At 72.7% G+C, this 25,988-nt stretch carries 21 protein-coding genes; 5 read left to right on the forward strand and 16 right to left on the reverse strand.

Annotation, left to right across the window (positions count from 1 at the left end):
* Nucleotides 1-197: 197 nt before the first annotated feature.
* Nucleotides 198-434, reverse strand: a complete 237-nt coding sequence (locus tag VT50_RS14645) for a hypothetical protein (RefSeq protein ID WP_037951761.1) — start codon at nucleotides 432-434, stop codon at nucleotides 198-200.
* 313 nt (nucleotides 435-747) lie between these two features.
* Between VT50_RS14645 and VT50_RS14650 the strand changes: the two genes are divergently transcribed.
* The gene (locus tag VT50_RS14650) at nucleotides 748-2,133 is read left to right on the forward strand and encodes a serine/threonine-protein kinase (protein ID WP_046087666.1); all 1,386 of its coding nucleotides are present in this window, start codon (nucleotides 748-750) and stop codon (nucleotides 2,131-2,133) included.
* 811 nt (nucleotides 2,134-2,944) lie between these two features.
* Here VT50_RS14650 and VT50_RS14655 read toward each other — a convergent pair.
* From VT50_RS14655 to VT50_RS14695, 9 genes are all read right to left on the reverse strand, one after another.
* Nucleotides 2,945-3,763, reverse strand: a complete 819-nt coding sequence (locus tag VT50_RS14655) for a TrmH family RNA methyltransferase (protein ID WP_046089716.1) — start codon at nucleotides 3,761-3,763, stop codon at nucleotides 2,945-2,947.
* Between the two features lie 80 nt (nucleotides 3,764-3,843).
* Entirely contained in the window at nucleotides 3,844-5,079 is a 1,236-nt protein-coding gene (cobA, locus tag VT50_RS14660; RefSeq protein WP_046089717.1) for a uroporphyrinogen-III C-methyltransferase, read from the reverse strand.
* Nucleotides 5,080-5,186: 107 nt separating this feature from the next.
* On the reverse strand, nucleotides 5,187-9,452 hold the full coding sequence (gene cobT, locus VT50_RS14665; RefSeq protein WP_046089718.1) for a nicotinate-nucleotide--dimethylbenzimidazole phosphoribosyltransferase: 4,266 nt from the start codon (nucleotides 9,450-9,452) through the stop codon (nucleotides 5,187-5,189).
* A gap of 281 nt (nucleotides 9,453-9,733) precedes the next feature.
* Nucleotides 9,734-10,987, reverse strand: coding sequence for a precorrin-6y C5,15-methyltransferase (decarboxylating) subunit CbiE (cbiE, locus tag VT50_RS14670; protein WP_046089719.1), 1,254 nt, complete (start codon nucleotides 10,985-10,987; stop codon nucleotides 9,734-9,736).
* Between the two features lie 351 nt (nucleotides 10,988-11,338).
* Complete coding sequence (locus tag VT50_RS14675) at nucleotides 11,339-11,986, reverse strand: GNAT family N-acetyltransferase (RefSeq protein WP_046089720.1); 648 nt, start codon at nucleotides 11,984-11,986, stop codon at nucleotides 11,339-11,341.
* Nucleotides 11,987-12,183: 197 nt separating this feature from the next.
* Entirely contained in the window at nucleotides 12,184-13,008 is an 825-nt protein-coding gene (locus VT50_RS14680) for a MetQ/NlpA family ABC transporter substrate-binding protein (RefSeq protein ID WP_046089721.1), read from the reverse strand.
* 97 nt (nucleotides 13,009-13,105) lie between these two features.
* On the reverse strand, nucleotides 13,106-13,897 hold the full coding sequence (locus tag VT50_RS14685; protein WP_046089722.1) for a methionine ABC transporter permease: 792 nt from the start codon (nucleotides 13,895-13,897) through the stop codon (nucleotides 13,106-13,108).
* Nucleotides 13,894-14,976, reverse strand: coding sequence for a methionine ABC transporter ATP-binding protein (locus VT50_RS14690; protein WP_046089723.1), 1,083 nt, complete (start codon nucleotides 14,974-14,976; stop codon nucleotides 13,894-13,896). The genes VT50_RS14685 and VT50_RS14690 overlap by 4 nt, the downstream gene beginning before the upstream one ends.
* A gap of 403 nt (nucleotides 14,977-15,379) precedes the next feature.
* Nucleotides 15,380-16,027, reverse strand: coding sequence for an HAD-IA family hydrolase (locus VT50_RS14695; RefSeq protein WP_046089724.1), 648 nt, complete (start codon nucleotides 16,025-16,027; stop codon nucleotides 15,380-15,382).
* A gap of 148 nt (nucleotides 16,028-16,175) precedes the next feature.
* Here VT50_RS14695 and VT50_RS14700 point away from each other — a divergent pair, with 148 nt between their 5' ends.
* Nucleotides 16,176-16,544: a hypothetical protein gene (locus VT50_RS14700; protein WP_046089725.1), complete on the forward strand. Its 369-nt coding sequence runs from the start codon at nucleotides 16,176-16,178 to the stop codon at nucleotides 16,542-16,544.
* Between the two features lie 19 nt (nucleotides 16,545-16,563).
* Nucleotides 16,564-17,025, forward strand: a complete 462-nt coding sequence (locus tag VT50_RS14705) for a hypothetical protein (protein ID WP_046089726.1) — start codon at nucleotides 16,564-16,566, stop codon at nucleotides 17,023-17,025.
* Between the two features lie 72 nt (nucleotides 17,026-17,097).
* Here VT50_RS14705 and VT50_RS14710 read toward each other — a convergent pair whose 3' ends face one another.
* From VT50_RS14710 to VT50_RS14720, 3 genes are all read right to left on the reverse strand, one after another.
* Nucleotides 17,098-17,601: a GNAT family N-acetyltransferase gene (locus tag VT50_RS14710; RefSeq protein ID WP_046089727.1), complete on the reverse strand. Its 504-nt coding sequence runs from the start codon at nucleotides 17,599-17,601 to the stop codon at nucleotides 17,098-17,100.
* 123 nt (nucleotides 17,602-17,724) lie between these two features.
* Complete coding sequence (locus VT50_RS14715) at nucleotides 17,725-18,246, reverse strand: sigma-70 family RNA polymerase sigma factor (protein WP_046089728.1); 522 nt, start codon at nucleotides 18,244-18,246, stop codon at nucleotides 17,725-17,727.
* A 123-nt stretch (nucleotides 18,247-18,369) separates the two neighbouring features.
* Entirely contained in the window at nucleotides 18,370-19,533 is a 1,164-nt protein-coding gene (locus tag VT50_RS14720; RefSeq protein ID WP_107424803.1) for a glycerophosphodiester phosphodiesterase, read from the reverse strand.
* A 262-nt stretch (nucleotides 19,534-19,795) separates the two neighbouring features.
* On the opposite strand from VT50_RS14720, the gene VT50_RS14725 reads away from it, so the two are divergent.
* The gene (locus tag VT50_RS14725; RefSeq protein WP_046089730.1) at nucleotides 19,796-20,470 is read left to right on the forward strand and encodes a lysophospholipid acyltransferase family protein; all 675 of its coding nucleotides are present in this window, start codon (nucleotides 19,796-19,798) and stop codon (nucleotides 20,468-20,470) included.
* Between the two features lie 437 nt (nucleotides 20,471-20,907).
* Nucleotides 20,908-21,714: an alpha/beta fold hydrolase gene (locus tag VT50_RS14730; protein ID WP_046089731.1), complete on the forward strand. Its 807-nt coding sequence runs from the start codon at nucleotides 20,908-20,910 to the stop codon at nucleotides 21,712-21,714.
* Nucleotides 21,715-22,171: 457 nt separating this feature from the next.
* Here VT50_RS14730 and VT50_RS14735 read toward each other — a convergent pair whose 3' ends face one another.
* The 3 genes from VT50_RS14735 to VT50_RS14745 all read right to left on the reverse strand — a co-directional run bounded on the left by VT50_RS14735 (nucleotide 22,172) and on the right by VT50_RS14745 (nucleotide 25,967).
* The gene (locus VT50_RS14735; protein WP_046089174.1) at nucleotides 22,172-23,161 is read right to left on the reverse strand and encodes an aldo/keto reductase; all 990 of its coding nucleotides are present in this window, start codon (nucleotides 23,159-23,161) and stop codon (nucleotides 22,172-22,174) included.
* Nucleotides 23,162-23,224: 63 nt separating this feature from the next.
* Nucleotides 23,225-24,655, reverse strand: a complete 1,431-nt coding sequence (gene argH / locus VT50_RS14740; RefSeq protein ID WP_046089175.1) for an argininosuccinate lyase — start codon at nucleotides 24,653-24,655, stop codon at nucleotides 23,225-23,227.
* A gap of 115 nt (nucleotides 24,656-24,770) precedes the next feature.
* Nucleotides 24,771-25,967 (reverse strand): argininosuccinate synthase, encoded by a 1,197-nt coding sequence (locus tag VT50_RS14745; RefSeq protein WP_046089176.1) that lies wholly within the window; start codon nucleotides 25,965-25,967, stop codon nucleotides 24,771-24,773.
* Nucleotides 25,968-25,988 lie beyond the last annotated feature (21 nt).

Below are 25,988 nucleotides of genomic sequence, written 5' to 3' on the forward strand. Positions count from 1 at the left end.
GCGGCCCTGTCATCGGCGTCATGCCTTCGTACCGATTGGCGGGCCTCCCGGAGGATGACCCCGGGAGGCCCCGACTACTCCCCTGGGTGGAGACGCGCCCTCAGCTCTTGGGGTCTTCCCGGAGGGGGCCTCGGAAGAGATCCCTCCGAAGGCCCTCAGGAACCGACGGAGTGTGTCCCTCCGAGCGGGTGCGAGCCCTACTCACCCTCCCCCTCCTCGCTCCTCGGCACCGGCTGCTCCACCAGGGCCAGGACCCGGTTGGCCATGAAGCGGGCCGTCCGCACCACGGACCCATTACGGGTGACTTCGCTCACTTCCACCACCCCCCGCCGGACCGCCGTCTCGACCCTCCGGCCCGCCCTGGTGGCCACCACTTCATATGTCCGCGTGGTGTCACCCGCGTCCACCACTATCTCCACACGATCACCCTTCACGGTCTCAATCCCCCTTCTGAGACGGCCTTTTGAGATCACGCAGCAGCGGGCCCGAGCACGGATTGCCACGATTCCGGCCCACTTCTCCAGGATCCCAGGCACCACTGACAATCCATCGGCCGACGCATGCGCGGCCTCTCAGCGCGAGGGGCCGTCAATCCGTAAGCTGTGCACGTCAGACGGACGACAACGGAACAACCGCGGCGAACCGACGGCAGTTCGACGGCAAGCAGCAAGCGGACACGGCAAGCAGACGGCAGCGGATGGGGCTCCCCACCAGGGGTTAACTCCCCACCGGAGGTAGGGGACGGACATGGCGATGATGCGGCTCCGGCGCGAGGACCCGCGTGTCGTCGGCTCCTTCCGCCTCCACCGGCGGCTCGGCGCGGGCGGCATGGGGGTGGTCTACCTCGGCTCCGACCGGCGCGGGCAGCGGGTGGCCCTGAAGGTGATCCGTCCGGATCTCGCGGAGGACCGGGAGTTCCGGTCCCGGTTCGCCCGGGAGGTCTCCGCCGCGCGGCGGATCCGCGGCGGCTGTACGGCCCGGCTGGTGGCCGCCGACCTGGAGGCCGACCGCCCCTGGTTCGCCACCCAGTACGTACCGGGCCCGTCCCTCCACGACAAGGTGAACGAGGAGGGCCCGCTGCCCGCCGCTCAGGTCGCGTCGATCGGGTCGGCGCTGGCGGAGGGGCTGTTGGCGGTCCATGAGGCGGGGGTCGTCCACCGCGACCTCAAGCCCTCCAACATCCTGCTCTCCCCCAAGGGCCCGCGCATCATCGACTTCGGCATCGCCTGGGCGACCGGGGCCAGCACCCTCACCCACGTGGGTACGGCGGTCGGCTCGCCGGGCTTCCTCGCGCCCGAGCAGGTGCGGGGCGCGGCGGTGACCCCGGCGACCGACGTCTTCGCGCTCGGCGCCACGCTCGCGTACGCCTCGACGGCGGACTCGCCGTTCGGCCACGGCAGTTCCGAGGTGATGCTGTACCGGGTGGTCCATGAGGAGCCGCAGCTGATCGGCGTTCCGGACGCGCTGGCGCCGCTGCTGCACGCCTGCCTGGCGAAGGACCCGGAGGACCGGCCGAGCACGTTGCAGCTGTCGCTGCGGCTTAAGGAGATCGCGGCGCGGGAGGCGCATGGTGCCGGCACCGGTGCCGGTACCGGTGCGGGTGCTGCGGGTGCCGGTGCTGGCGGGCACGGTGGCGGGGGCGGGGGCTACGGTGGCGGGCCGGGGCGTCCCCCTGCGCGGCGCCCCGAGGCGTACGCCGACCAGCAGACGGAGCGGCGCCCCGGTGGAACGCCCGCGCCGCGGAGTGGGCCGCCGTCCCAGCGGCCGGGGGCCAGTACGGGTGGTGGCTCGGGCCGCCCCGCGGGGCGGAACACGCCCGCGCGCCCGGCACAGCGCCGGAGTGGCTCGCGGCCGCCCGCACGGACGGACCGCTCGGGGCGTCCGGCCCAGACCGTGCGTACGTCGGCGAACGGACGCCGTCCCGGCGGGCCGAACCGTCGGCTGCTGCGGCAGCGGCTGACCGTGTTCGTGGTGGTGACGCTGCTGGTGGCGCTGGGGATCGCGGCGGCGCAGGGCTGTCAGGGTCCGGCGAGCGGGCTGGGCGCGCCGCCGCCCGGGCCGACGGGGGCGGTCTCGTCGGCGGCGCCGGGCTTGGCGCCGGGCTTGGTGGCGGATGCGGTGGGGGCTCCGTAGCGGACTCGGTGGTGGGCTCGGTGGTGGCCGAACCTGACGGCCGCTAGGGCGCGTGCGACGGATCGTGGCGCCTGCGGCGGGCTATTCCCCTACCCGCCCCTTCCCACAACTGGGGCTCCGCCCCAGACCCCGGGGACCGGGGCCCCGGCCACGCGGCACAAACGCGTACCGACGCCGCACGATGGGGCGGCGAGAGGAAGGCACCAAAACGCGGCTCCGCCCCAGGCCCCAGGGTCCAGGGCGAAGCCCCTGCCACACGGCAGCCCGGCGTTGCGGACCGCCGCCCCAGACCCCAGGGGCCCCAGACCCCAGGGGCCCCAGACCCCAGGGGCCCGAGGCCCGGGGCTCCTGCCACGCGGCACACGCGCGTACCCACGCCGCAGGAAGGGGCAGAGACAGGAAGCGCCAAGACGCGGGTCCGCCGCGTGCGGGACTTGCCCCAGACCCCAGGATCCAAGGGTGAGGCCCTGTCCACACGGCGGCGCCACAGCCCGACACTGCGGGCCACCGCCCCAAACCCCAGAGACCCGCATGCGACACCCCTGCCCACATGGCAGAACCACAGCCCGACACTGCGGGCCACCGCCCCAAACCCCAGAGGCCCGCGGGCGACACCCCTGCCCACACAGCAGAGCCACAGCCCGATCTGTGGGGCTTCGCCCCAGACTCCGGGGGCCGGGGCGAAGTCCTTGCTGTGCGGCGGAATCGCATACCGATGTGGGGGGGGAGGGGAAAGTGCCGGGTCTGGGGCCCGTCTCAGGCCCCCGTCGGGCAGGGGTGGCGCCCCTGGTGCGTGGGGGTCCCGCAGTCGTCAGGGAATCGGTCTGCCCGATGTGACCGCGTAGAAGGCGACGGCCGCCGCCGCGCCTACGTTGAGGGAGTCCACGCCGTGGGCCATGGGGATGCGGACCCACTCGTCCGCGGCCATCAGCGCCTGGGTGGAGAGGCCGTCGCCCTCCGCGCCCAGCATCAGGGCGGCCCGCTCCAGGCGGTGCGGGGCCGCGTCGTCGATGGTGGTGGCCTTCTCGTCGGGGGTCAGCGCGAGGATCTTGAAGCCCGCCTCGCGTACCGCCTCCAGGCCGCGCGGCCAGCTTTCCAGCCGGGCGTACGGCACGGAGAAGACGGCGCCCATGGAGACCTTGACCGAGCGGCGGTAGAGGGGGTCGGCGCAGTCCGGGGAGAGGAGCACGGCGTCCATGCCGAGGGCCGCCGCGCTGCGGAAGATGGCGCCGGTGTTGGTGTGGTCGTTGACGGACTCCATGATGGCGACGCGCCGCGCGTCCGCCAGGATGGTCTGCGCGTCCGGCAGCGGCTTGCGCTGCATGGAGGCGAGGGCGCCGCGGTGGACGTGGTAGCCCGTCACGCGTTCGGCCAGTTCGGGGCTGACGGCGTAGACGGGGGCGGGGACGTCCTCGATCACGTCCCGCATCACATCGACCCACTTGGACGACAGCAGCATCGAGCGCATCTCGTAACCGGCGACCCGGGCGCGCCGGATCACCTTCTCGCCCTCGGCGATGAACAGGCCCTCGGCCGGTTCCCGCTTGCGTCGTAGCTCCACATCGGTCAGACCCGTGTAGTCGCTCAGCCGCGGGTCGTCCGGATCATCGACGGTGATGAGATCAGCCACTTAAGTGATACTGCCTTGTCCTGGATGCCGTGCCAATGAGCCCGACGCGAATAAGTTACCGGCGGTTACGCCTAGTGATGTCAGCGGCGGCCGTGGGATCGGTGGTCAGGGGACGACAGGGCTACCACCTCGCCGATCACCACGACCGCCGGGGGCCGTACGCCCTCGGCCGCGACCCGCTCCCCGACGGTGGCGAGGGTCGCGTCCACCCGGCGCTCGGCGGGGGTGGTGCCCTCCTGGACCACGGCGACGGGGGTGTCTGCGGCGCGGCCGTGGGCGACGAGGGCCGCGGCGATGGCGCCGATCTTCTCGACGGCCATGAGCAGCACCAGCGTGCCGCGCAGCCTGGCCAGCGCCGCCCAGTCCACCAGGGAGCTGGGGTCGTCGGGGGCGACATGGCCGCTGACCACCGTGAACTCATGCGCGACGCCCCGGTGGGTGACCGGGATCCCGGCCGCGCCCGGAACGCTGATGGAGCTGGAGATGCCGGGCACGACGGTGCACGGGACACCCGCCTCGGCGAGCGCCTCCGCCTCCTCCATGCCGCGCCCGAAGACGAAGGGGTCGCCGCCCTTGAGGCGGACCACCGACTTGCCCGCCTTGGCGTGCTCGATCAGCGCGTTGTTGATCGCCTCCTGGGCCATGAAGCGGCCGTACGGGATCTTCGCCGCGTCGATCACCTCGACATGCGGCGGCAGTTCATCGAGCAGATCGCGCGGGCCCAGGCGGTCGGCCACCACCACGTCCGCCTCGGCGAGGAGACGGCGGCCGCGCACGGTGATCAGGTCCGGATCGCCCGGGCCGCCGCCCACCAGCGCCACATGGGGGCCGCGGGTGCGGTGGCGGGGCGCGGCGAGGGTGCCGTCCCGCAACCCCTCCACCACGGCGTCCCGCACGGCGGCGGAGCGGCGCGGGTCCCGTCCGGTGAGGACGGCCACGGTGACGCCCTCGCTCCGCCCGGTGGCCGGGGTCCAGGCGGAGGCGGCCTCGGCGTCATCGCTGCGCACGCACCAGACGCGGCGCGCCTCGGCCTCGGCGGACGCGGCGGCGTTGGCCTCCGGGTCGTCGGTGGTGATCAGGACGTACCAGGCGCCCTCGAAGTCGCCCTCCTGGTAGCGGCGGCGCTCCCAGCGCACCTCCCCCGCCTCCGCCATGGCCTCCACGGAGGCCGTGGCGGACGGCGAGATCAGCAGGATGTCCGCACCGGCCGCTATCAGCGCGGGCAGCCGGCGCTGGGCGACCTGACCCGCCCCGAGGACGACGACACGCCGCCCGGAAAGGCGCAGCCCGACCGGGTATGCGAAGTTTTCGGACATGGCGGTGCGGCTCTCCTCGTGCGAAGCAACGGCCGCTGCGGCGCTGGAGCGGCTGATCGTCTGTGGGGCGGAGCCCCCGCCGCCACCCTACGCGGCGGGGGCACGCGTCAGTTCTTCTCCGTGACCCCGGCGGAGTCGAACGTGGCCACCTCGTGCATCGCCCGTGCGGCGCTCTGCACCACCGGCAGGGCGAGCAGCGCCCCGGTGCCCTCGCCGAGCCGCAGGTCCAGGTCGACCAGGGGGCGCAGCCCCAGCTTGTTCAGGGCCGCCACATGGCCCGGCTCGGCGCTGCGGTGGCCCGCGATGCAGGCCGCCAGCACCTCGGGCGCGATGGCGCGGGCGACCAGCGCGGCGGCGCCCGCGCTCACCCCGTCCAGGATCACGGGCGTACGCAGCGAGGCGCCGCCCAGCAACAGCCCGGCGATCGCGGCGTGCTCCAGGCCGCCGATCGCCGACAGGACGGCGATGGGGTCGGCCGGATCGGGCTGGTGCAGCTCCAGCCCGCGCCGTACGACATCGATCTTGCGCGCGTGCATCTCGTCGTTGATGCCCGTGCCGCGCCCGGTCACCTCGGCCGGGTCGGCGCCGGTGTAGATGGAGACCAGGGCGGCCGACACGGTGGTGTTGGCGATCCCCATCTCCCCGGTGAGCAGCGCCTTGTTCCCCGCGGCCACCAGATCGCGGGCGGTCTCGATGCCCACCTCGATGGCGCGCAGCACCTCCTCGCGGTTGAGCGCGGGGCCGACGGTGAAGTCCCCGGTGCCCGCCCGCACCTTGCGCGGCAGCAGACCGGGGGTGCTGGGCAGCTCGCTCGCCACGCCGACGTCCACGACGCACACCTCGGCGCCCACCTGGCCCGCGAAGGCGTTGCAGACCGCGCCGCCGCCCAGGAAGTTGGCCACCATCTGGCCGGTGACCTCCTGCGGCCAGGCGGTGACGCCCTGGGCGTGCACCCCGTGGTCGCCCGCGAAGACCGCCACGGCGGCGGGCTCCGGGATCGGCGGCGGGCACTGCCGGGACAGCCCGCTCAGCTGGGCCGAGATGATCTCCAGCATGCCGAGCGCGCCGGACGGCTTGGTCATCCGCTTCTGCCGCTCCCACGCCTCGCCGAGCGCCTTGGCGTCCAGCGGGCGGATGCCCCGCAGGGTCTCCTGGAGCAGGTTGTGCGGGTCCCCGCCGGGCAGGGTGCGGCGGCCGTACGCCTCCTCGTGGACGACCCAGGACAGCGGGCGGCGCTTGGACCACCCGGCCTTCATCAGCTCCGGCTCCTCCGGGAACTCGTCGACGTATCCGACGCACAGATACGCCACGGCCTCCAGGTGCTCGGGCAGCCCGAGCTCCCGCACCATCTCGCGCTCGTCGAAGAAGCTGACCCAGCCGACGCCCAGGCCCTCGGCGCGGGCGGCGAGCCAGAGGTTCTCCACCGCGAGCGCGGAGGAGTACGGCGCCATCTGCGGCTGGGTGTGCCGACCGAGGGTGTGGCGGCCACCGCGGGTGGGGTCGGCGGTGACGACGATGTTGACCGGGGTCTCGAGGATGGCCTCGATCTTCAGTTCCTTGAACTGCTTGGCCCGGCCCTTGGGGAGGGACTTGGCGTACGCGTCCCGCTGGCGCGTGGCCAGCTCGTGCATGGCGCGCCGGGTCTCCGCCGAGCGGATCACGACGAAGTCCCACGGCTGGGAGTGCCCCACGCTGGGCGCGGTGTGCGCGGCCTCGAGCACGCGCAGCAGGACTTCGTGCGGGATGGGGTCGGGCCGGAAGCCGTTACGGATGTCCCGGCGCTCGCGCATCACGCGGTGGACGGCGGCGCGCTCGGCCTCGTCGTACCCGTCGGCGCGGGGGCCGAAGGGGATGGGGTCCGCTTCGGGGTCCGAGTCGGGGTCGGGGTCGGATTCCGGGTCGGATTCGGGGTCGGTGTCTGGCTCGGCTTCTGCGTCGGCTTCTGCGTCGGTTTCCGACTCGGGGGCCGTCTCGGATTCCGGCTCGGTTTTCGATTCGGTTTCCGGCTTGGGGTCTGCGTCCTCGGGGGCCGTCTTGGGAGTCACGTCCTCTGGGGCCGTCTCGGGATCCGATGCGGGCTCGGACTCCGGGGCGGGGCTGACGGCGTTCTCGCCGTTGGAGGTGGTGGCTTCGGCGTCAGCGGCTTCGGAGGCGCTTGCGTTGGGCTCCGTGGCTTCGGCGGGTTCGACGGCTTCCGCGTCCGTGGTGTCCGGCTCGGCGGTCTCGGGCTCGGGCTCGGTGGCTTCCGTGGCGTCGGATGCCGGAGTACCGGCCTCCGGCTCCGTGGCCGCCTGATCGGTGGCCCGGGTCTCGGCCTCGGCGGTTTCGCCTTCGGAAGCCGTTTCGGGGGCCGTGGCCTCGGCTTCGGCGGGTTCGGCGCCCGCCCCTGCCTCGGCCTCCGCCGTGGGCTCGGTGGCCTCCGTACCGGTCTCCGGCGCTGCCTCTGCGGTCGCTCCCGCCTCCGCCCCGGCGACCGTCGCCTCTGCCTCGGCATGCTCGGACGCCTGTGCCTCGGGCGCCTCGCTCGCGGCGGCCTCGGCGTCCGGGGTGTTCACCGCCTCGGCCTCGGGGGCCTGCCCCTCCGGTGACGGCACCTCAGCCACGGCACCGGCCGCTGTCTCGGAGGTCTCCGCCTCAGCAGCGATCGGTCCGGGCTCCGGCTCGGCCGCCGACTGCTCCTCGGCGGGCGCCTCTTGCCGAGGCGCCTCGACAACGGCCGGTTCCGCGTTGAACACCTCGGGCTGCGGCGTCTCGTCGGCCACTATCGAGTGACCCGGGTCCACGGCGCCCTGCTCCACCGTTTCGGCGGGCTGCTCCGGGAGTTGCTGAGCGGAATCCTGGGCGGGGGCCTCGGCGGCGGGAGCGGGCGGCATCGCGATCGGCTCATGGGCCAGCTGGGCCGGGATCTCCGGCGCGGCCTCCGCGACCGGGCCCGGGACCGGCTGGACCCCGGGCCGTTCGGTGACGGGCTCGGTCTGGGCCTGGGCCGGGATGTCGACAGCCTGTTCCTCGGCCGGGGCGGGCTGCGGTACGGGCTCCCCGGCCTGGGCCGGGATGGCCGCACCCGTCTGGTGCGGGTCCACGACGGCCGGGTCCACATACCCCTGATCCATCGCGAGCGGCTGCGCCTCCGGCGCCACCGCCCCGGGCTGGGCGAACTGCTCGGGTGCCGGCTCCGCTTCGGGCGCCTCCGCGACCTGGGGCTCCTCTGCCGGAACGCCCGTCTCCACGGGGGCGGCCTGGTGCACCGGGGGCGTGGAGTCCCACGCGTCCCCCGGCGGCGGGGCGTCGACGAGCTGGGAGAGGTCAGCGAGCTGGGGCCCGGGGAGCCGCCCCGGGTCGTCGGGCTGCGGGGTGAAGTACTGCGGCCCGGCGGCGTACTGGGGCGCGGTCGAGTAGTCCACTGCGAGATGCTGCTCGGGCATGACCGGCTGCTGCCCAGGCATGACCGGCTGCTGCTCGGGGACGACGAACTGCTCGGGCGCGGCGAACGGCTGCTCAGGCATCACGAATTGCTGTGGCCCGGCGAACTGCTGCCCGGCCATCCCGCCCTGTCCGACCATTCCGCCCTGCTCGGGCGCCACCCCGTCCTGGTCGGCCATCCCGCCCTGCTCGGGCCCCGGGACGCCATGCTGCGCCCCCGCCTCGTATTCGGGCTGCACCCCCACCCCGTACTCGGGCTGCGGCTCGGCCCGTACCTCCTGCTGGGCCGCGGCCTGATGCGGCACCTGCGGCTGCGGCTCAGGCGCGACCTGCTGCTCCGGGGCCTCCGGGGCCTCCTGGACGGCATGCGGCTCGGGCGGAACCTGCTGCTCCGGTACCGCCCGCGGCTGGGGATCCGGCTGGCGTACGGGCGCGGCGTGCCGACCCGCCGCCGGACCCCGGTCGGCGAGCGAACGCACCACACCGCCGGAGGTGTCGGGCACCGGCGGGCCCATGTGGAGCGGCCGCCGGGCGGGGGCGGTGGGCGCCGCGTAGGCGACCGGGGCGGGGGTGGGCTGCGGTACGGGCTGCTCCGCCACGGGCTGTGGCTCGGGCATCTGGGTCTCGGCGTACGCGGCGGGGTCGAGCGCACCCGCCTCGTACGCGGGGTCGAGCACACCCGCCTCGTACCCCCCGTTCTGATACTGGCCCTGCTGCTCGCTCCAGGCGCCCTGGGCACCCGGCATCAGCAGCAGATCGTCCTCCTCGCCCACGTGTTCCGGGCCGTCGAGAAAGGTGTAGGCGGCACCGGGAGGGACACCGGGTTGCGACTGTTCGATGTAACCGGCGTCGGCCGGCGGGGCATGGACATCCGCCGGGTGCGGGTGTCCGAGTCGTCCGCCTGCGTTCTCCGGCAGTCCCTCGCCCGGGACCTGGCCGGTGTCGGTCATGCGTACCCCTCGCCCATCGCTAGTGCTCCTTCCAACCGCCTACCACCGAGAGCAAGCCCCCCTGAGCAAGAACGAGCATGCGCCGTGCGCGGCACGTAGACACGCCCGAGGCTTGCCTACCGCGGCCCCACCAAGGGAGGGGCACATTCCGGCCTTTGGCCAATAAAGCGCCGAACGCCGGGCAGCGGTACAGGCAGTACAACGATCCGCCAGCCTACCCCGCGCGGTGGCCCGGGAAGGTCACCGGGGCGAAGCACGGGGCGAACGTCACAAGGACAAAATCACTGGTGCGGGCGGTGGCCGCACAGCATGAAGGCGACCGCGCGCTCCCGTTCGGTCCAGCCCCGCGTGTCCAATTCGACGGACTGCGACAGCACGCATTCGACGGCGTAGCCGCCGTCCTCCAGGGCCGCGCCGATGGCCTCCGCCTCGTCCCGGGTCGCGGCCTGGGTGACGATGCGCTCGGGGCGGCGCGCGGCGCACGCGGCGACCACGGACGCGCCCCCGCCGCCGATCCGCACCACGTCCGGCTCCGGCAGGTCCTCCAGCACCTCGGGGGCGACGCCCTGGACCACCTGGAGCTGTACGGCGAAGCGGCGGGCCAGGGTCGCGGCGCGCTCGCAGGCGTCCGGGTCGCGGTCGACGGCGATGACGGCGGCGCCGAACCCGGCGGTCTCGACGGCCGCCGCGCCGCTGCCCGCTCCGATGTCCCAGACCAGGTCGCCCAGGCGGGGGCCGAGGCGGGCGAGTTGGAGGGCGCGCAGTTGCGGGGACTCGCTCTCGCTCAGCGCGGTCCCGTACGCGGGGCCGGGCAGCGCCCAGCCGCGGACGGTGCCCGGGTAGCCGGGCTCGCGTCCGGCGATCCAGCCGCTGCCCTGGAGCGCGCCGCGGGCGGCACCGGCCGATGAGTCGCCGCGCGCGGGCGCTATGCCGGAGCCGCCGATGACGATGACGACGTTGGGGTCGCGCCAGGCGTGGTCGGCGGCCTTGTCGGAGGTCAGCACGGTGACCTGTTCACGGTCGGTGCCCAGGGCCTCGCAGATGACGAAGGTGCGGTGCACCGGCCCGAGCAGCAGCGCGAGTTCGGCGGGCCCCGCACCGGGCGAGGTGAGGACGGCGACCTTGGTGTGGGCGCGGCAGACGTTGACCGCGCGGCGCAGATCGCGGCTGTGGGCGACGACCACCTGGGCGTCGTCCCAGGGCATCCCGGCCCGGGCGAAGGCGGCGGCGACGGACGAGACGGCGGGGACGACCTCGACCTCGAGCCCGTGTTCGGGGGCGCGCAGGGCGCGGACGACGCCGAAGAAGCCGGGGTCGCCATCGGCCAGGACCACGGCGGAGCCGCGGTGCTGGGCGATCCTGCGGGCCGCGAGGTCCACGCTGCCGAGCCGGATCCGCTCGGCTCCGGGCGGGACTTCGGGCAGCGCCAGGTGATGGGCGGCACCGGCCACGAGGGTGGCCGCGCCGAGGGCGGAGCGGGCCGCGTCCGTGAGCGGGGTGCCGTCCCAACCGATCACCGTGACGCGGTCGGCCATCGTCCTTGTTCTCCCCTATGTGTGACGGGTGTGTGGCGGGTGTGCGGTGTGCGGCGGGTGTGCTGGCGGTTCGGGTCTGTCGGGTGCGTCGCGGCGGGGTGCGGACGCGTCGCGGGCTGGGGTGCCCGTGGGGGCCACGGGCGGGCCGCGGCCAAGGTGCCGCGGATGCGCGGGGCACGGCCCCGGACGTTCGCCGGGGCGCGGGTGCTCGGCGCGGACCGAGAGTACCCCGGCTGGTCCGTACCGCCGGAGCGGGGGCGGGCGCTGGGGTGGTGCGCAGAGGGCGCGAACGGCACGAACGCGCCGTATCTCCGCCCCGGCCAGGGCCCGGTGGGGGTGTCAGCCCCAGCGTCAGCCCCAGTCGGAGTAGCTGGGGTAGACCCCGAATCCGTCGGGCCCGGAGATCCGGTCGGGGGCGCCGTCAAGGTCCTCGGCGAGCAGGCTCCAGACGATGAGGTCGGTGCGCAGATCGGTCCAGCCGCCGTCCTCCGTCTCGGTGCGCGCTATCCAGGCGTGGCGCAATACGCCCTCGCTGATGCAGCCGGCCTTCTGGGCGACCTGTTGGGCGGCGGTGTTTCCGGCGGCGGTGCGCAGCTCCAGGCGCTCGAACTTCTGGTCCTGGAACAGCCAGCGGGCCACGGCAAGCACCGACTCCGAGGCATAGCCCTCACCGCGCGCCCAGTGGGCGACGATATAGCTGACCTCGGTGGCCAGCAGCCGCCAGTCGGTATTGCTCAGATGCACGATGCCGACGAGCCGCTGGGTGAGGAATTCGGCGACCGCGAAGACGATTCCGCGGCCGGTGGTCCGTTCCGCCGGGGCGAGCCGCAGCGCCTGGTCGCGGGCGTCGGCGAGGCTGTACGGATGGGGCGCCCGGGTCCAGGCGATGACGCCTTCGTCGTTCATCATGTCCGCGAGCGCGGGTATGTCCGCTTCCTCGAACGGGCGCAGCACCAGCCGTTCCGTGCTGATGGAGATGTCCGGGAAGGTGGAGGTCATGCGCCGCTCCGTAACCGGGGGTCGTTGTCTGGGCCGTGGAAAGGCCCAGCATGCAGCATCACGCAGGGAAAATGCACCACGGGGGGTGAATCGGAAGGCTCCGCGTCCGGTGGTGGTCCGGACGCGGAGCCTCGGGGATCCGCCGACGGGCGGTGAATGTTGGCGAATTCGCCGCGGTGGTGACGGTGTGCCCCGGATCAGAAGGACGGCAGTACGGATCCCTGGTACTGGTCCTTGATGAACTTCTTCACCTGCGGGGAGGTGAGGAGCTTGGCCAGCTTCTTCACGCGCGGGTCGTCCTCGTCGCCCTTCTTCACGGCCAGGAAGTTGGCGTACGGGTTGTTCTTGGGCGATTCGAGGATGATGGCGTCCTTGGCGGGCTTGAGGTGCGCCTCGATGGCGTAATTGCCGTTGACGACCGCGGCGTCCACGTCATCGAGCGACCGCGGCAGCTGGGCGGCCTCTAGCTCCTTGAACTTCAGGCCCTTGGGGTTGGCGGCGATGTCCTTGGGGGTAGCCTCGTTGCCGACGCCCCCCTTGAGCTTGATGACCCCATTGGCGTCCAGCAGCTTCAGCGCGCGGGCCTCGTTGACCGTGTCGCTCGGGACGGCCACGGTGGCGCCCTTCTTGAGCTCATCGGCCTTCTTCACCTTGTGCGAGTAGAGGCCGAGCGGTTCGAGGTGCACGGTGACGACGGGCACGATGTCGGTGCCCTTCTTCTTGTTGAAGTCGTCGAGGAACGGCTGGTTCTGGAAGTAATTGGCACCGACCGAGCCGTCCTGGGTCGACAGGTTCGGCGTGTTGTAGTCGGTGAACTCCTTGACCTCCAGCTTGAGGCCCGCCTTGTCGGCCAGGTGGTCCTTGACGTAGTTGAGTATCTCCGCGTGCGGGACGGGGCTCGCGGCGACGACCAGCGCGCCGTCCTTGTCGTCCGAAGAGCCCGGGGCGCCGCACGCTGCGGCACCGAGGGCCAGCGCTCCGGCGGCGAGGACGGTGGTGACGGTCTTGGTGGTGTTACGCACGAAAAGTGCCTTTCTTCATGGGCGCACGAATCCGCCGCGGGTGCGGAAGCGGAATGCGGGCGGGGCGGTACGGGGTGAGGGGTGAAGGGGTGGGGGCTCAGGGGACCTTGGTGGGCTCCGCGGTCTCGATCTCGGCGGGTGCGTCCTGCCGCTCCGGCTCCGGCGCGGGTTTCCCGGCCCGGGAGACGCCGCCGCGTCGCAGCAGCACCAGCCGCGGGGCGGCCGAGGAGCGGCCGCGGTGCGACAGACCGCGGGCGGCGAGGTCGCCCGCGAACTGGATGATGGCGATGACCACCGCGAGGATGGCGACGGTGATCCACATCAGCTTGGTCTCGAACCGCAGATAGCCGTAGCGGACCGCCAGGTCACCGAGGCCGCCGGCGCCGACCGTACCGGCCATCGCGGAGTAGCCGATCAGCGCGACAACCGTGGTGGTCGCGCTGGAGATCAGCGACGGCAGCGACTCGGGCAGCAGCACCTTGCGGACCACCGTCCAGGTGGAGCCGCCCATCGACTGCACGGCCTCCACCAGTCCGCCGTCCACCTCGCGCACCGAGGTCTCCACGAGCCGGGCGTAGAAGGGGATGGCGCCGATGGCCAGGGGCACGATGGCGGCCTCGGGCCCGATGGTGGTGCCGACGATCGCCCGGGTGAAGGAGATCAGGGCGACCATCAGGATGATGAACGGCATCGAGCGGGCGATGTTGACGACCTGTCCGACGACCTTGTTCACCACGACGTTCTGGAGTACTCCGCCACGGTCGGTGAGGACCAGCAGCACGCCGAGCGGCAGTCCGCCGAGGACGGCGATCAGCGCCGACCAGCCGACCATGTAGAGGGTGTCCCAACACGCCTGCTCCAGCAGCGGCTCCATCTCGGACCAGGTCACTTGGCGCCCTCCTTGAGCAGCGGGGTTGGGTTCGCGCGCGGGCCGTCGGCGATGGCCGCCACATCGACCTGGAGGCCCTGCTCCCGCAGGAAGCCGATCGGAACGACGTTCTCCTCGAACCGGCCGGGCAGCTCGATCCGCATCCGCCCGACCTGGTGGCCGCCGACGGTGTCCATGGCGGCGCCCAGGATCGAGATGTCGATGTTGTACATGCGGGACAGCTGGGAGATGACCGGCTTGGTGGCCGCCTCGCCCTGGAAGGTGACGTCCACGACCGTGCGGTCCTCGCCCGAGGGCACCCCGCCGACCGGGAAGAGCTCCCGGGCCAGCTCGGAGCCGGGCGTGGCCAGCAACTCGCTGACGCTGCCGGACTCCACGATCCGCCCGTCGCGCATCAGCGCGGCCGAGTCGCAGATCGTCTTGACGACGTCCATCTCGTGGGTGATGAGCAGCACGGTCAGGCCCAGCTGCCGGTTGAGGTCGCGCAGCAGCTGGAGGATCGAGCGGGTGGTCTCGGGGTCGAGCGCGGAGGTCGCCTCGTCCGAGAGCAGCACCTTGGGGTCCCCGGCGAGCGCGCGGGCGACGCCGACGCGCTGCTTCTGGCCGCCGGAGAGCTGTGCGGGGTACGCCTTCGCCTTGTCGGCGAGGCCCACCAGCTCCAGCAGCTCCAGGGCCTTGCGGGTGCGCTCCCTGCCGGAGACGCCCAGGATCTCCAGGGGCAGCTCGACATTGTCCCGCACGGTGCGCGAGGAGAGCAGGTTGAAGTGCTGGAACACCATGCCGATACGGCTGCGGGCCTGGCGCAGCGCGGACCCCGCGCTCCCCCAGCTACCGCCGGGAGGTGCCCCCCGCCCTCGGCCGGCCAGTGCGGTCAGGTCCTGTCCGGCCACGCTGACCGTGCCGGAGGTGGGGCGCTCCAGGAGGTTGACGCAGCGGATGAGGGTGGACTTCCCGGCGCCGCTCTGGCCGACGACGCCGTACACCTCACCCTCGCGGACATGCAGATCGACGCCGTCGAGGGCGGTGACCTCGCGGCCTCGTGAGCGGTAGACCTTGGTCAGGTCCGTGGTCGTGATCACAGGGTTTCCGTCACTGTTGAGTGCACGGCGGCGGGTGCCGCCGTGCACGGCTCGTTCATTGCGGAACGCGGCAGGGGTTGACCCGGGAGCGGGCCCGGTGGGCGGGCGCGGCTCGGGTTCCGGTGACGCGGGGCGGCGCGGTCCGGCGCGATGGGCGCGCGGATCCGGCTCAGCGGGTCTCGCTTCGGGGCGCGAGACTCAGGCAGGGGCCCTCAGCGGTCACACATTCGACACCGACAACGAGCACCGGGCGCGGGGATCGCCTCGGTCGCAGGGGTGCGGAAGCTCGTCGTGGTCATGGCCACAAGTAAAACAGACACCGGTACGGACCCATCAAGCTCGTCCGCATAACGGACGGCACCGCTCGGTCCGTGGACGGCGGTGGGGGTGGCCGGAATCCGGTTCAGATCCGGCAGGTGATCTCCACTCCCCCGTCGGAGACCTGTGCGGACACGGCCGACAGGTCCTCGACCACGACATCGGCGACCAGCTTGGCCCGGTCGGTCGTTGTGGCCAATGCCACGGTCCGCATCCCGGCCGCGCGGCCCGCGGCGAGCCCGGCCGGGGCGTCCTCGAAGACCACACAGCGCGCCGGGTCGACTCCAAGCCGCTCGGCGGCCAGCAGGAACGGCTCGGGGTGGGGCTTGCCGCGGGTGATGTCGTCGGCGCTGATCAGCGTTCCCGGCCGTATCGCCACCTCCGCCAGGCGGGCCTCGGCCAGCTCGCGGTAGGCGGAGGTGACCACGGCCCAGCGCCCGGTGGGCAGTCCCGCCAGCAGCTCGGCGGCGCCGGGGAGCAGCTTCACCCCGCCCGGTACGTCCTCCAGCTCCAGCTCGTCGATGCGCGCCCGGGCCTGCGGGGCGCGGTCGGCGGGAAGCAGCTCGGCGATGATGTCGTCGGCCGGGCGGCCGTGCAGCTCGACCCGGGCGAAGTCCTCCGCCGCGATCCCCTGCTCCCCCGCCCAGCGGGTCCAGCAGCGCCGGACCGAGTCCAGGGACGAGACGAGGGTTCCATCGTTGTCGAACAGCAGCGCGTCAGCGGAGATCTTCATGCGCCGCAGCGTACGTGGGGGTGGCGGGGGCCCTTGGGCGCGGGGCCGGGCGCGGTGCTCCGGGCCGGGCCGATTACCCTCGTCCCATGCTTGTCACTCCCTGTGTGCGCCGCCGTAGGGTGCGCCGCCGCACGGCGCGGAGGTCCCGTTGATCGACGCGCTGACGGTCGCGCTCGGTGTGACCGCGCTCCTCCTCGCCGCGTGGTGCGGCTTCGCCGCCTACCGGGACCAGCCGACCAAGGACTGGCACTTCATCGGCATGGCCGTGGTGGCCCTGCTGGCGATGGTGCAGCTGGTCATAGGGGTGGTGCGGCTGGCGGGCGGGGCCGACCCCCGGCAGGGGGTGGCCATCTTCGTGGCGTATCTCATCGGCTCGGCGTTCGCGGTGCCGATCGCGGCGTTCATGTCGCTGACGGAGCGGACCCGGTGGGGGTCGGCGACGGTCTCGGCGGCGGCCGTGGTGCTGGCCGTGCTCGAGGTGCGGCTCTACGACATCTGGGGAGGCGTCGGTGGCTGAATCACGGGAGGCGTCGTCGATGACCGGGGACTCCGCGGGCGGGGAGACGGCGAAGCGGGCGGCCGGGAATCCGCATCCGGAATCCACCGCGCGCACCGGGCTCGGGCAGGGCCCGGGGCGGCTGCTGGTGATGCTCTACGGGGTCTTCACGGTGGCCGCCGCGTCCCGCTCGGTCTACCAGCTGATCGCGCAGTACCAGGAGGCCCCGCTCGCGTACATCCTCTCGGCGGTCTCCGCCGCGGTGTACGCGTTCATCACGGTCTCGCTGGTGCGCGGCGGCGAGGGCGCCCGCAAGGCGGCGTTCGTCTGCTGTGCGCTGGAGCTGCTGGGGGTGCTGACCGTGGGCACCTGGACCCTCGCCGACCCGTCGGCCTTCCCTGACCAGACCGTGTGGTCCGACTACGGGATGGGCTATCTCTTCATCCCGGTCTTCCTGCCGGTCACGGGCCTGATGTGGCTGCGGCGGTCGCGGCGGGGCTGACGTCGGCCGCCGCACGGGCCGGGTCCGTCGCCGGACGGGCCGGGGTGTCGGCCCGTCCGGCGGTCGACCGCGTCAGGCGCTGGCGGCGTACGCCGTGGCCGTGGCGTCCTTCTCCAGGGTGACCAGGCTCAGTCGGCGGTTGACCTCCTCGGTGCCCACCTGGGCGTAGCCATAGCGGCGGTACAGCCGCAGATTGCCGTCGCTGCGATGGCCGGTGAACAGGCGGTACCGCTTGGCGGCCCGGTCCTCGGTCAGCCGCCCCTCGATCGCGGCGAGCAGCCGTCCGCCCAGGCCGTGGCGCTGCATCCGGGGGTGGACGATCAGCTTGCCGATGGCGGCGGTCCCCTTGTCGTCGACGACTCCGCGGACGGAGCCGACGACCTCCTCGCCGAGCCGGGCCACGAGCACACAGCCCCCGCTCAGTTCGGCGCGCAGGTCGTCGAGCGACTGCGTCAGCGGCTCGATCGAATAGTCGCCGTAGAGCTCCGCCTCGCCCTGGTAGCACAGATACTGCAGCTTCAGGATCTGCTCGGCGTCGTCCGCGGTCGCCGCGGAGATGGTCACGCTCATGCCCATGTGCGCATGCCTCCCCTATGTCGTCAGTCCGCCGGCCGCGTCGAGGGTAGGAGTGCGACCGGGGGTTCATGGCCTGGGTGGAGGCGCCGCGTGGTGGGCGACCGCCTCCGAGGCGCCGGTTGTCTACCGCTCCTTTCCCCACGGTTCAGGAGCCGCAACCTCCGCCGTGAGCATTCTGCGCAGGCAACCCAGACATCGGGAACGTACCGGCCCCAGGCTGCCCTGTGACATTCCCAACTGACCGGCGATTTCGCGATACGTGGGGTCGGTGCGGGAGAGCATCGCCGCGAGCAGCGCGGGGCAGCGGCCGGGCAGCCGCCGCACCGCGGCGCGCAGCGTCCTGCGGGTCTCCGCGGCCAGGACGGCGTGTTCGGCCGGACGGGCCTCGGCGCCGCTGGGCGGGCCGCCGGCCACCGGGTCGTACGGCACCTCGCGGCGCGCCCGGCGCCTTGCCCCGCGCACCTCGGCCCGTACGGCGCGGCGCAGCCAGCGGGCGGGGTGGGGCGGCGGTCCGGTGTCCCGGGTGCGTTCCAGCAGCCGCAGCCAGACGGCCTGTTCGAGTTCGGCGGGCTCGACGCCGAAGCCGTGTGCCTCGGCCGCCGCTTCGGCGGCCAGCAACGGGCCCAGCTGCTTCACAAGGTCCATGCCGGGCGGGACGAGGGCCGGTCGTGGGGTGGTTGCCGGGTGACCGTGGTGTCACCCGACCGGGGAAGCGGCGGGGCCGCGCCTTGACGCTCGCACGCCCCCGCCGCTCCCCTCACGGGCGGATCACTTGCGGAAGTCCGCCGCCGCGAGCAGTGCGGTGTCCGCGTTGTCGGAGAAGATTCCGTCGATTCCGGTCGCGAAGTATGCCTTGAACGCTCCGAAGGCGTCACCGTAGGCGTTGGGGTCGCTGCCGCGGCGGAAGTCGGCCGGGAGGAAGGTGTTCTCGTTGCGCATGGTGTACGGGTGCAGGATCAGCCCCGCCGCGTGCGCGTCCTTCACCACGCTCGTCGGCGTGCCCAGCTTGCCGTCCGCCGTCCGGGGGATGATGACCGACAGATCGGGGCCGATGCCCTGGGCGAAACTCGCGATCCACTTGAGCCCGTCGGGCTTGACCAGGTCCGCGACCGTCCGCGGGTCGTTCGCCTCGACGAAGTCCCAGGGCTGGCTGTCGACGGTGGACAGCAGCACCACCGACGGGGTGTCCACCAGCTTGCGCAGCCGCTGGATGCTGCTGGGCTCGAAGGACTGAAGGAACAGCGCCGCGTCCTGGCGGTGGCGGCCGTAGCGGCGGAGCAGCTTGGCCACCCGCTCCTCGATGCCGAGGCCGAGCTTGCGGAAGTAGGTGGGGTGCTTGGTCTCCACGTAGAGCCAGATCCGGCGACCGCGCTTGCGGCCCTCGCGCTCGGCCCACTGAAGCACCTCTTCGAAGGTGGGCACCTCCCAACGGCCGTCGTAGAGGGTGTTGCGCTGGCGGTTGCCCGGGATGCGCTCCTTGGCGCGCAGCGTCTTCAGCTCGGCGAGGGTGAAGTCCTCGGTGAACCAGCCGGTGAGCTTGGTGCCGTCGACCGTCTTGGTGGTCTTGCGGTCGGCGAACTCCGGGTGGGCTGAGACGTCCGTGGTGGCCGTGATGTCGTTCTCATGGCGGCAGACCAGATGGCCGTCCTTGGTGGGCACCACGTCCTGCTCGATGATGTCCGCGCCCAGGTCCAGGGCGAGCTGGTACGAGCCCAGGGTGTGCTCGGGCCGGTAGCCGCTGGCGCCGCGGTGGCCGATCACGGTGGGAACCGGGAGCTCATGGCCCCGGCCGGGCGTTCGGGTGGCCGTGCCCGGCGCGGTCCGCGGCTCCGCGGCCGTCGCCGTGCCCGCACCGCTCAGCGCCATCGCTCCCGCGCCGAGGGCCGCGGCCCCCAGCAGCGCGCGCCGTCCGGGCTTCTGCTCCCGCTCCATGCAGCACTCCTTGATGTGGTGTTCAACACCTGTCAAATCCGGTCAGAGAACGGCCTGATGGTAGGCGTGAAGGGCTTTCCTGTGGGAGTCATCGGGCGAAACGCGTGGGTAACAGGGGTCAACACCACGTACCAGGTGGGTGAACCTGGTGTGCGCCGGAGCGCGACCGGCGAGTATCGTCCTCATCGGCGCTCGGGTGCGGTACGAGGTTGACGGACCGTACGACGGTGCGCCCCAGACCTTGACCCCGACCGGAGGGCCCGTGTCCCGATTCGCGTTTCTGAAGGCAGTACTCGGTCCGCTGATGCGCCTGATGTTCCGCCCACGGGTCGAGGGGGCCGAGGGCATTCCGGGCTCGGGCCCGGTGATCCTCGCCGGGAACCATCTCACCTTCATCGACTCGATGATCCTTCCGCTGGTCTGTGACCGCCAGGTCTTCTTCATCGGCAAGGACGAGTACGTCACGGGCAAGGGCCTCAAGGGCAGGCTGATGGCCTGGTTCTTCACCGGCGTCGGCATGATCCCGGTGGACCGGGACGGCGGACGCGGCGGTGTCGCGGCGCTGATGACGGGACGCCGGGTGCTGGAGGAGGGCAGGGTCTTCGGCATCTACCCCGAGGGCACCCGCTCCCCCGACGGCCGCCTCTACCGCGGCCGCACGGGTATCGCCCGCCTCGCGCTGATGACCGGCGCGCCCGTGGTGCCGTTCGCGATGATCGGCACCGACCGGATCCAGCCGGGCGGCAAGGGGCTGCCGCGGCCCGGCAAGGTCGAGGTCCGCTTCGGCGAGCCGCTGGAGTTCACCCGTTACGAGGGCATGGACCGCGACCGCTATGTGCTGCGGGCCGTCACCGACGAGGTGATGAGCGAGGTCATGCGGCTGTCGGGCCAGGAGTACGTGGACATCTACGCGACGAAGGCGAAGGCGGCCGCGTAGCGGCTGCCGCCTGAGGTTTCGCGCGAGCCGCGGTGGTCCGGTGTGTCCGGGCCACCGCGGTGGTCTGTTCGCGGCGCCGTGGTGGTGGCCTGCGCCGCCGTATCTTGCCCGCGCCGCCACGGCGTGTGTCCCGCCGTGGCGGTTCTGTGCGGGGCGCGGCACTTATGTCTCCGGGTCACCTGTCTCCGGGCCATCTGTCTCCGGGCCACCGCTGCGGTGTGTCCGGGCCACCGCGGTGGCGCATCCGGGCCGTGGGGGTCTGTACAGGTCGTCGTACTTGTGTTTCTGGGCCGGGTTTGGCCGAAAACGACGCGGTCTCGGTCCGCCGGGCCGAAGGCCCGATCCGTGTGGTGGCCCCGCAAGTTTGCGGAGGAACTGGTTCCGTTACCCGCTGGTCACCACCGGGCCCGGCCACTATGGTGCCGCGGGTGACCACGATGACCGTGCCCTCCCCCGACTTCGTGATGCTGCGCGGTCGGCGGTTCGCCGTGACCGATTTCGGTGGGCCGGGCGCCCCGGTCCTGGCCCTGCACGGCCACTTCGGCCGGGGCCGGATGTACGCGCCGCTGGCCGCCGCGCTCGCCCCCGAACGGCGGGTGATAGCCCTGGATCAGCGGGGGCACGGGCTGACCGGCGGCGGTGGCCCCTTCACGCTGGACGAGTATGTGGCCGACGCCGCCGCGCTGCTGCGGGAGCTCGGCCTTGGCCCGGTCCCGGTCGTCGCCCACTCCACCGGCGCGGTCGGTGCGTACGCGCTGGCCGCCCGCCATTCGGAGCTGGTGAGCGCGCTCGTCGTCGAGGACATCGGCGCGGTGACGGACCGTCCGGTGGTCAGCCATCCGGTGCTCGATGTCTCCGGGTGGCCGACGTGGGCCGTGGACCGGGAGAAGCTGCGCGCCGCCATCGAGTCCCGGGGGATACCGGACGCCTCGTACTTCCTGGACAGCGCCGAACGGGATCCGCAGACCGGGGGCTGGCGGCTGCTGTTCGAGCCCAGCCATATGATGGCGTCGCAGCAGGCCATGTGCGGTGACTTCTGGGACGACTGGCTGGGCTCGTCGTGTCCCGCGCTGCTGATGCGCGGTGAGCACAGTCCGCTGCTGCCGCCGGGGCACGCGCATGAGATGGCCACCCGCCGTCCCAACACGCGGCTCCGTGAGTTCGCCGGGTGCGGTCACTGGATCCATGACGATGCGCCGCGGCCGTACGCCCGTGCGGTGCGCTCGTTCCTGAGCGCGCTGTGAGCGGGCGGGGGGGCTGGTGGGGGTTGGCGCCTGCGGCGGGCTGTTCCCCTCCCCGCCCCTTCCCGAAACTGGGGCTCCGCCCCAGACCCCGGACTCCGGGATCCGGCTCCCGGCTCCCGGCTCCCGGCTCCCGGCTCCCGGCTCCCGGCTCCCGGCTCCCGGCTCCCGGTGGAGCCCTACCGCGCGGCGGAGCCGCATAGCGGTACTCCGGGGAAGGTGCCGGGACAGGTAAGCACCGAGACACGACACCACCCAAGGCTCCAGACCCCAGGTCCCTGGTGAGGACCCCACCGCGCGGCGCAGCCGCATAGCGGTACTGCGGGAACGGGTAAACACCGGGACGCGGCACCGCCCCAGGCTCCGGGGTCCGGGGTCCGGGTCCCCTGGTGGGGCCCTGCCTCGCGGTGGAGCCGCGTGGTACCGGGTCCGGGGCGCTGCCTTGTCGCGGGGGTGTGGGTCAGGACCAGTGCAGGTTCGCGCGGTGTTGCCAGTAGGTCTCCGGGAGCTCGGGCAGCTGGTCCAGGTCGGTGAGCTGACGTTCGTCCAGGGGGAGGTCGGCGGCGGTCAGGTTGGCGCGCAGCTGGGCCGTCGTGGCGGCGCCGGAGAGGACGACCGTCACCCAGGGGCGGTGCAGCACCGCGGCCAGTGCGACGGCGTCCGGCGTGGCGCCCGTCTCCTCGGCCACCCGGCGCAGCGCCTCCGGAAGCCGCTCGGCCGCCTCGGTGAGCCGGCCGTTGGCCACGGCTTCCTTGACGATGACCGCCCGGCCCGCCTCATGGGCCTCGGCCAGCGCCGCCCCGGCCGAGGGCTCCAGCAGGTTGTAGGTGGACTGGACGGTACGGAAGAGCGGCCGCCCGTCGACCTCCACGGCCAGCGCCGCGCGGATCGCCTCGGCCTGGTGGGGGCCGCTGGTGGAGACGCCGACCGTCACGCCCTCCGCGGCGAGCCCGGCCAGCCGTGCGTGCAGCTCGGGATCGGTGAGGGCCGGGCTCTCGGGGGTCACCGAGTGGATCTGGTACAGGTCCAGCCGGTCCCCGAGCAGCGCGTCGGTCAGCTCGCGCTGGCGCTCGAAGGTCTCGGCGCCGTGGTCCTTGACCTCGTGGGTCTCGGCGTCCGTACGCCACTCGGCGACATACGTATAGCCCCACTTGGAGCCGACCACCACGTCCCGCGCGGCGTCCGGGCGGTTCCGCAGCCAGTCGGCGAGGAACTCCTCGGCCCGGCCGTAGGAGCGCGCCGCGTCCAGATAGCGCACCCCGGCGGCGTACGCGGCGTCCAGCAGCTCATGGCTGCGTCGCCGCATCACCTCGACCGGGCGCTCGGCCGGGAGGTCACGGTCCCGGCCGAGGTTGATGTAGGCGGGGCGGCCGACCGCGGCCAGGCCGAGCCCGATCCGGGCCGCCCCGGCCCCGGGGGCCGCGATCTCCATGAGACGTTCGACGCCCATACGCCGTATCGCCACCTCTCCCTGTCCGGCTCTCGCCGTCAGCTCCCTGTACGGCTCCCGCTGTCAGCGCTTCGCGCCCGCCCACGCGTACTGGGCGGCCAGATCCTCCTTGACCTCCGCGAGCTGGGCCCGCACCGCCACCGGGGCGGTGCCGCCACGGCCGCCGCGCGCGGCCAGCGCGCCCTGCACGTTCAGGACGCCGCGGACCTCCGGCGTCAGATGCGGCGAGATCTTGGCGAACTGCTCGTCGGTGAGCTGGTCGAGCTCGATGCCCGTCCGCTCGCACTCCTTGACGCATTCCCCCGCGACCTCGTGCGCCACCCGGAACGGCACGCCCTGCCGCACCAGCCATTCGGCGATGTCGGTGGCCAGCGAGAACCCGGCCGGGGCCAGCTCCTCCATGCGCTCGCGGTTGACGGTCAGCGTGGCCATCATCCCGGTGAAGGCCGGGAGCAGCACCTCCAGCTGGTCGCAGGAGTCGAAGACCGGCTCCTTGTCCTCCTGGAGGTCGCGGTTGTACGCGAGCGGCAGGGCCTTGAGCGTGGCCAGCAGCCCGGTGAGGTTGCCGATCAGCCGCCCGGACTTGCCGCGCGCGAGCTCCGCGATGTCCGGGTTCTTCTTCTGCGGCATGATCGAGGAGCCGGTGGAGAAGGCGTCGTGGAGGGTCACGAAGGAGAACTCCTTCGTGTTCCAGAGGATGATCTCCTCCGCGATCCGCGACAGATCGACGCCGATCATCGCGGTGATGAACGCGAACTCGGCGGCGAAGTCACGCGCGGCCGTGCCGTCGAGCGAGTTGGCGGACGAGCCCCGCTCGAAGCCGAGGTCGGCCGCGACCGCCCGCGGGTCGAGCCCCAGCGAGGACCCGGCCAGCGCGCCCGAGCCGTACGGCGAGACGGCGGTGCGCTCGTCCCACTGCCGCAGCCGCTCCGCGTCCCGCGACAGCGCCTGGACATGGGCGAGCACGTGGTGGGCGAAGAGCACCGGCTGGGCGTGCTGGAGGTGGGTGCGGCCGGGCATCGCCACGTCCGGGTGGGCCTCCGCGAGCCCCACCAGGGCCTGCTGGAGGTCGGCGATCAGCCCGCCGAGGATCCGGGCGTGGTCGCGCAGGTACATCCGGAAGAGGGTGGCGATCTGGTCGTTGCGGGACCGTCCGGCGCGCAGCTTGCCGCCGAGGTCCGGGCCCAGCCGCTCCAGCAGTCCGCGCTCCAGGGCGGTGTGGACGTCCTCGTCGGCGATGGTGCCGGTGAAGTCACCGGAGGCGACATCGGCCTCCAGCCGGTCCAGGCCCGCCAGCATCCGCTCCAGTTCATCGGCGGTGAGCAGCCCCGCCGTGTGCAGCACCCGGGCGTGGGCGCGGGATCCGGCGATGTCGTACGGCGCCAGGCGCCAGTCGAAGTGCACGGAGGCGCTGAGCTTCTCCAGTGCCTCGGACGGGCCGTCGGCGAAGCGGCCGCCCCAGAGCCGGACGTCGCCGCTGTTGCCGTTGCTCACGGTGTTGCTCCTCAGGCTGCTGTGGATGTGCGACCGCCTCCCCGCCGCGGGGCGGGGAGGCGGCTCATGACGCGTCGCGTACGTCGGGTACGCGGGCTTGACGCTGGTACGCAGGCTACTGCCGCAGGTCCCGCTTCGCGGCGATCTTGCTGGACATCCCGAAGATCTCGATGAAGCCCTTGGACAGCGACTGGTCGAAGGTGTCGCCGGTGTCGTAGGTCGCCAGGTGGAAGTCGTACAGCGAGGTGTGCGACCTCCGTCCGGTGACGACCGCCCGGCCGCCGTGCAGGGTCATCCGGACCTCGCCGGACACCTGCTCGTTCGCCTCGGTGATGAAGCCGTCCAGGGCCCGCTTGAGCGGTGAGAACCACAGGCCGTCGTAGACCAGCTCGCCCCAGCGCTGCTCGACCTGCCGCTTGTAGCGGGCCAGCTCGCGCTCGACGGTGACGGCCTCGAGCTCCTGGTGGGCGGTGATCAGCGCGATGGCGCCGGGCGCCTCGTAGACCTCCCGCGACTTGATGCCCACCAGCCGGTCCTCGACCATGTCGATCCGGCCGACGCCCTGGGCACCCGCCCGCTCGTTCAGCCGCTGGACGGCCTGGAGCACGGTGACCGGCTCGCCGTCGACCGCGACGGGGACGCCCTTGTCGAAGGTGACGATCACCTCGTCGGCCTCGCGCGGGGTGGCCGGGTCGGCGGTGTACTCGTAGACGTCCTCGATCGGCGCGTTCCAGATGTCCTCCAGGAAGCCGGTCTCCACGGCCCGCCCGAAGACGTTCTGGTCGATCGAGTACGGGGACTTCTTGGTGGTCGCGATCGGCAGGCCCTTGGCCTCGCAGAAGGCGATGGCCTTGTCCCGGGTCATGGCGTAGTCCCGGACCGGCGCGATGCACTTCAGCTCCGGCGCCAGTGAGGAGATACCGGCCTCGAACCGCACCTGGTCGTTGCCCTTGCCGGTGCAGCCGTGGGCGACGGTCCCGGCGCCGTGCTTGCGGGCGGCGGCCACCAGGTGCTTCACGATGGTCGGCCGGGAGAGGGCGGAGACCAGCGGGTAGCGGTCCATGTACAGCGCGTTGGCCCTGATCGCCGGAAGGCAGTACTCCGCGGCGAACTCGTCCTTGGCGTCCGCGACCTCCGCCTCGACCGCCCCGCAGGCGAGTGCCCGCTTGCGGATGACGTCCAGGTCCTCACCGCCCTGGCCGACATCCACGGCGACGGCGATGACCTCGGCATCCGTCTCCTCGGCGATCCAGCCGATGGCGACGGAGGTGTCCAGGCCGCCCGAGTAGGCGAGTACGACGCGCTCGGTCACGGGTGCCTCCTTACGATCCAT

Origin of the sequence: Streptomyces antioxidans (assembly GCF_000968685.2) — a bacterium.
Lineage (GTDB): Bacteria > Actinomycetota > Actinomycetes > Streptomycetales > Streptomycetaceae > Streptomyces > Streptomyces antioxidans.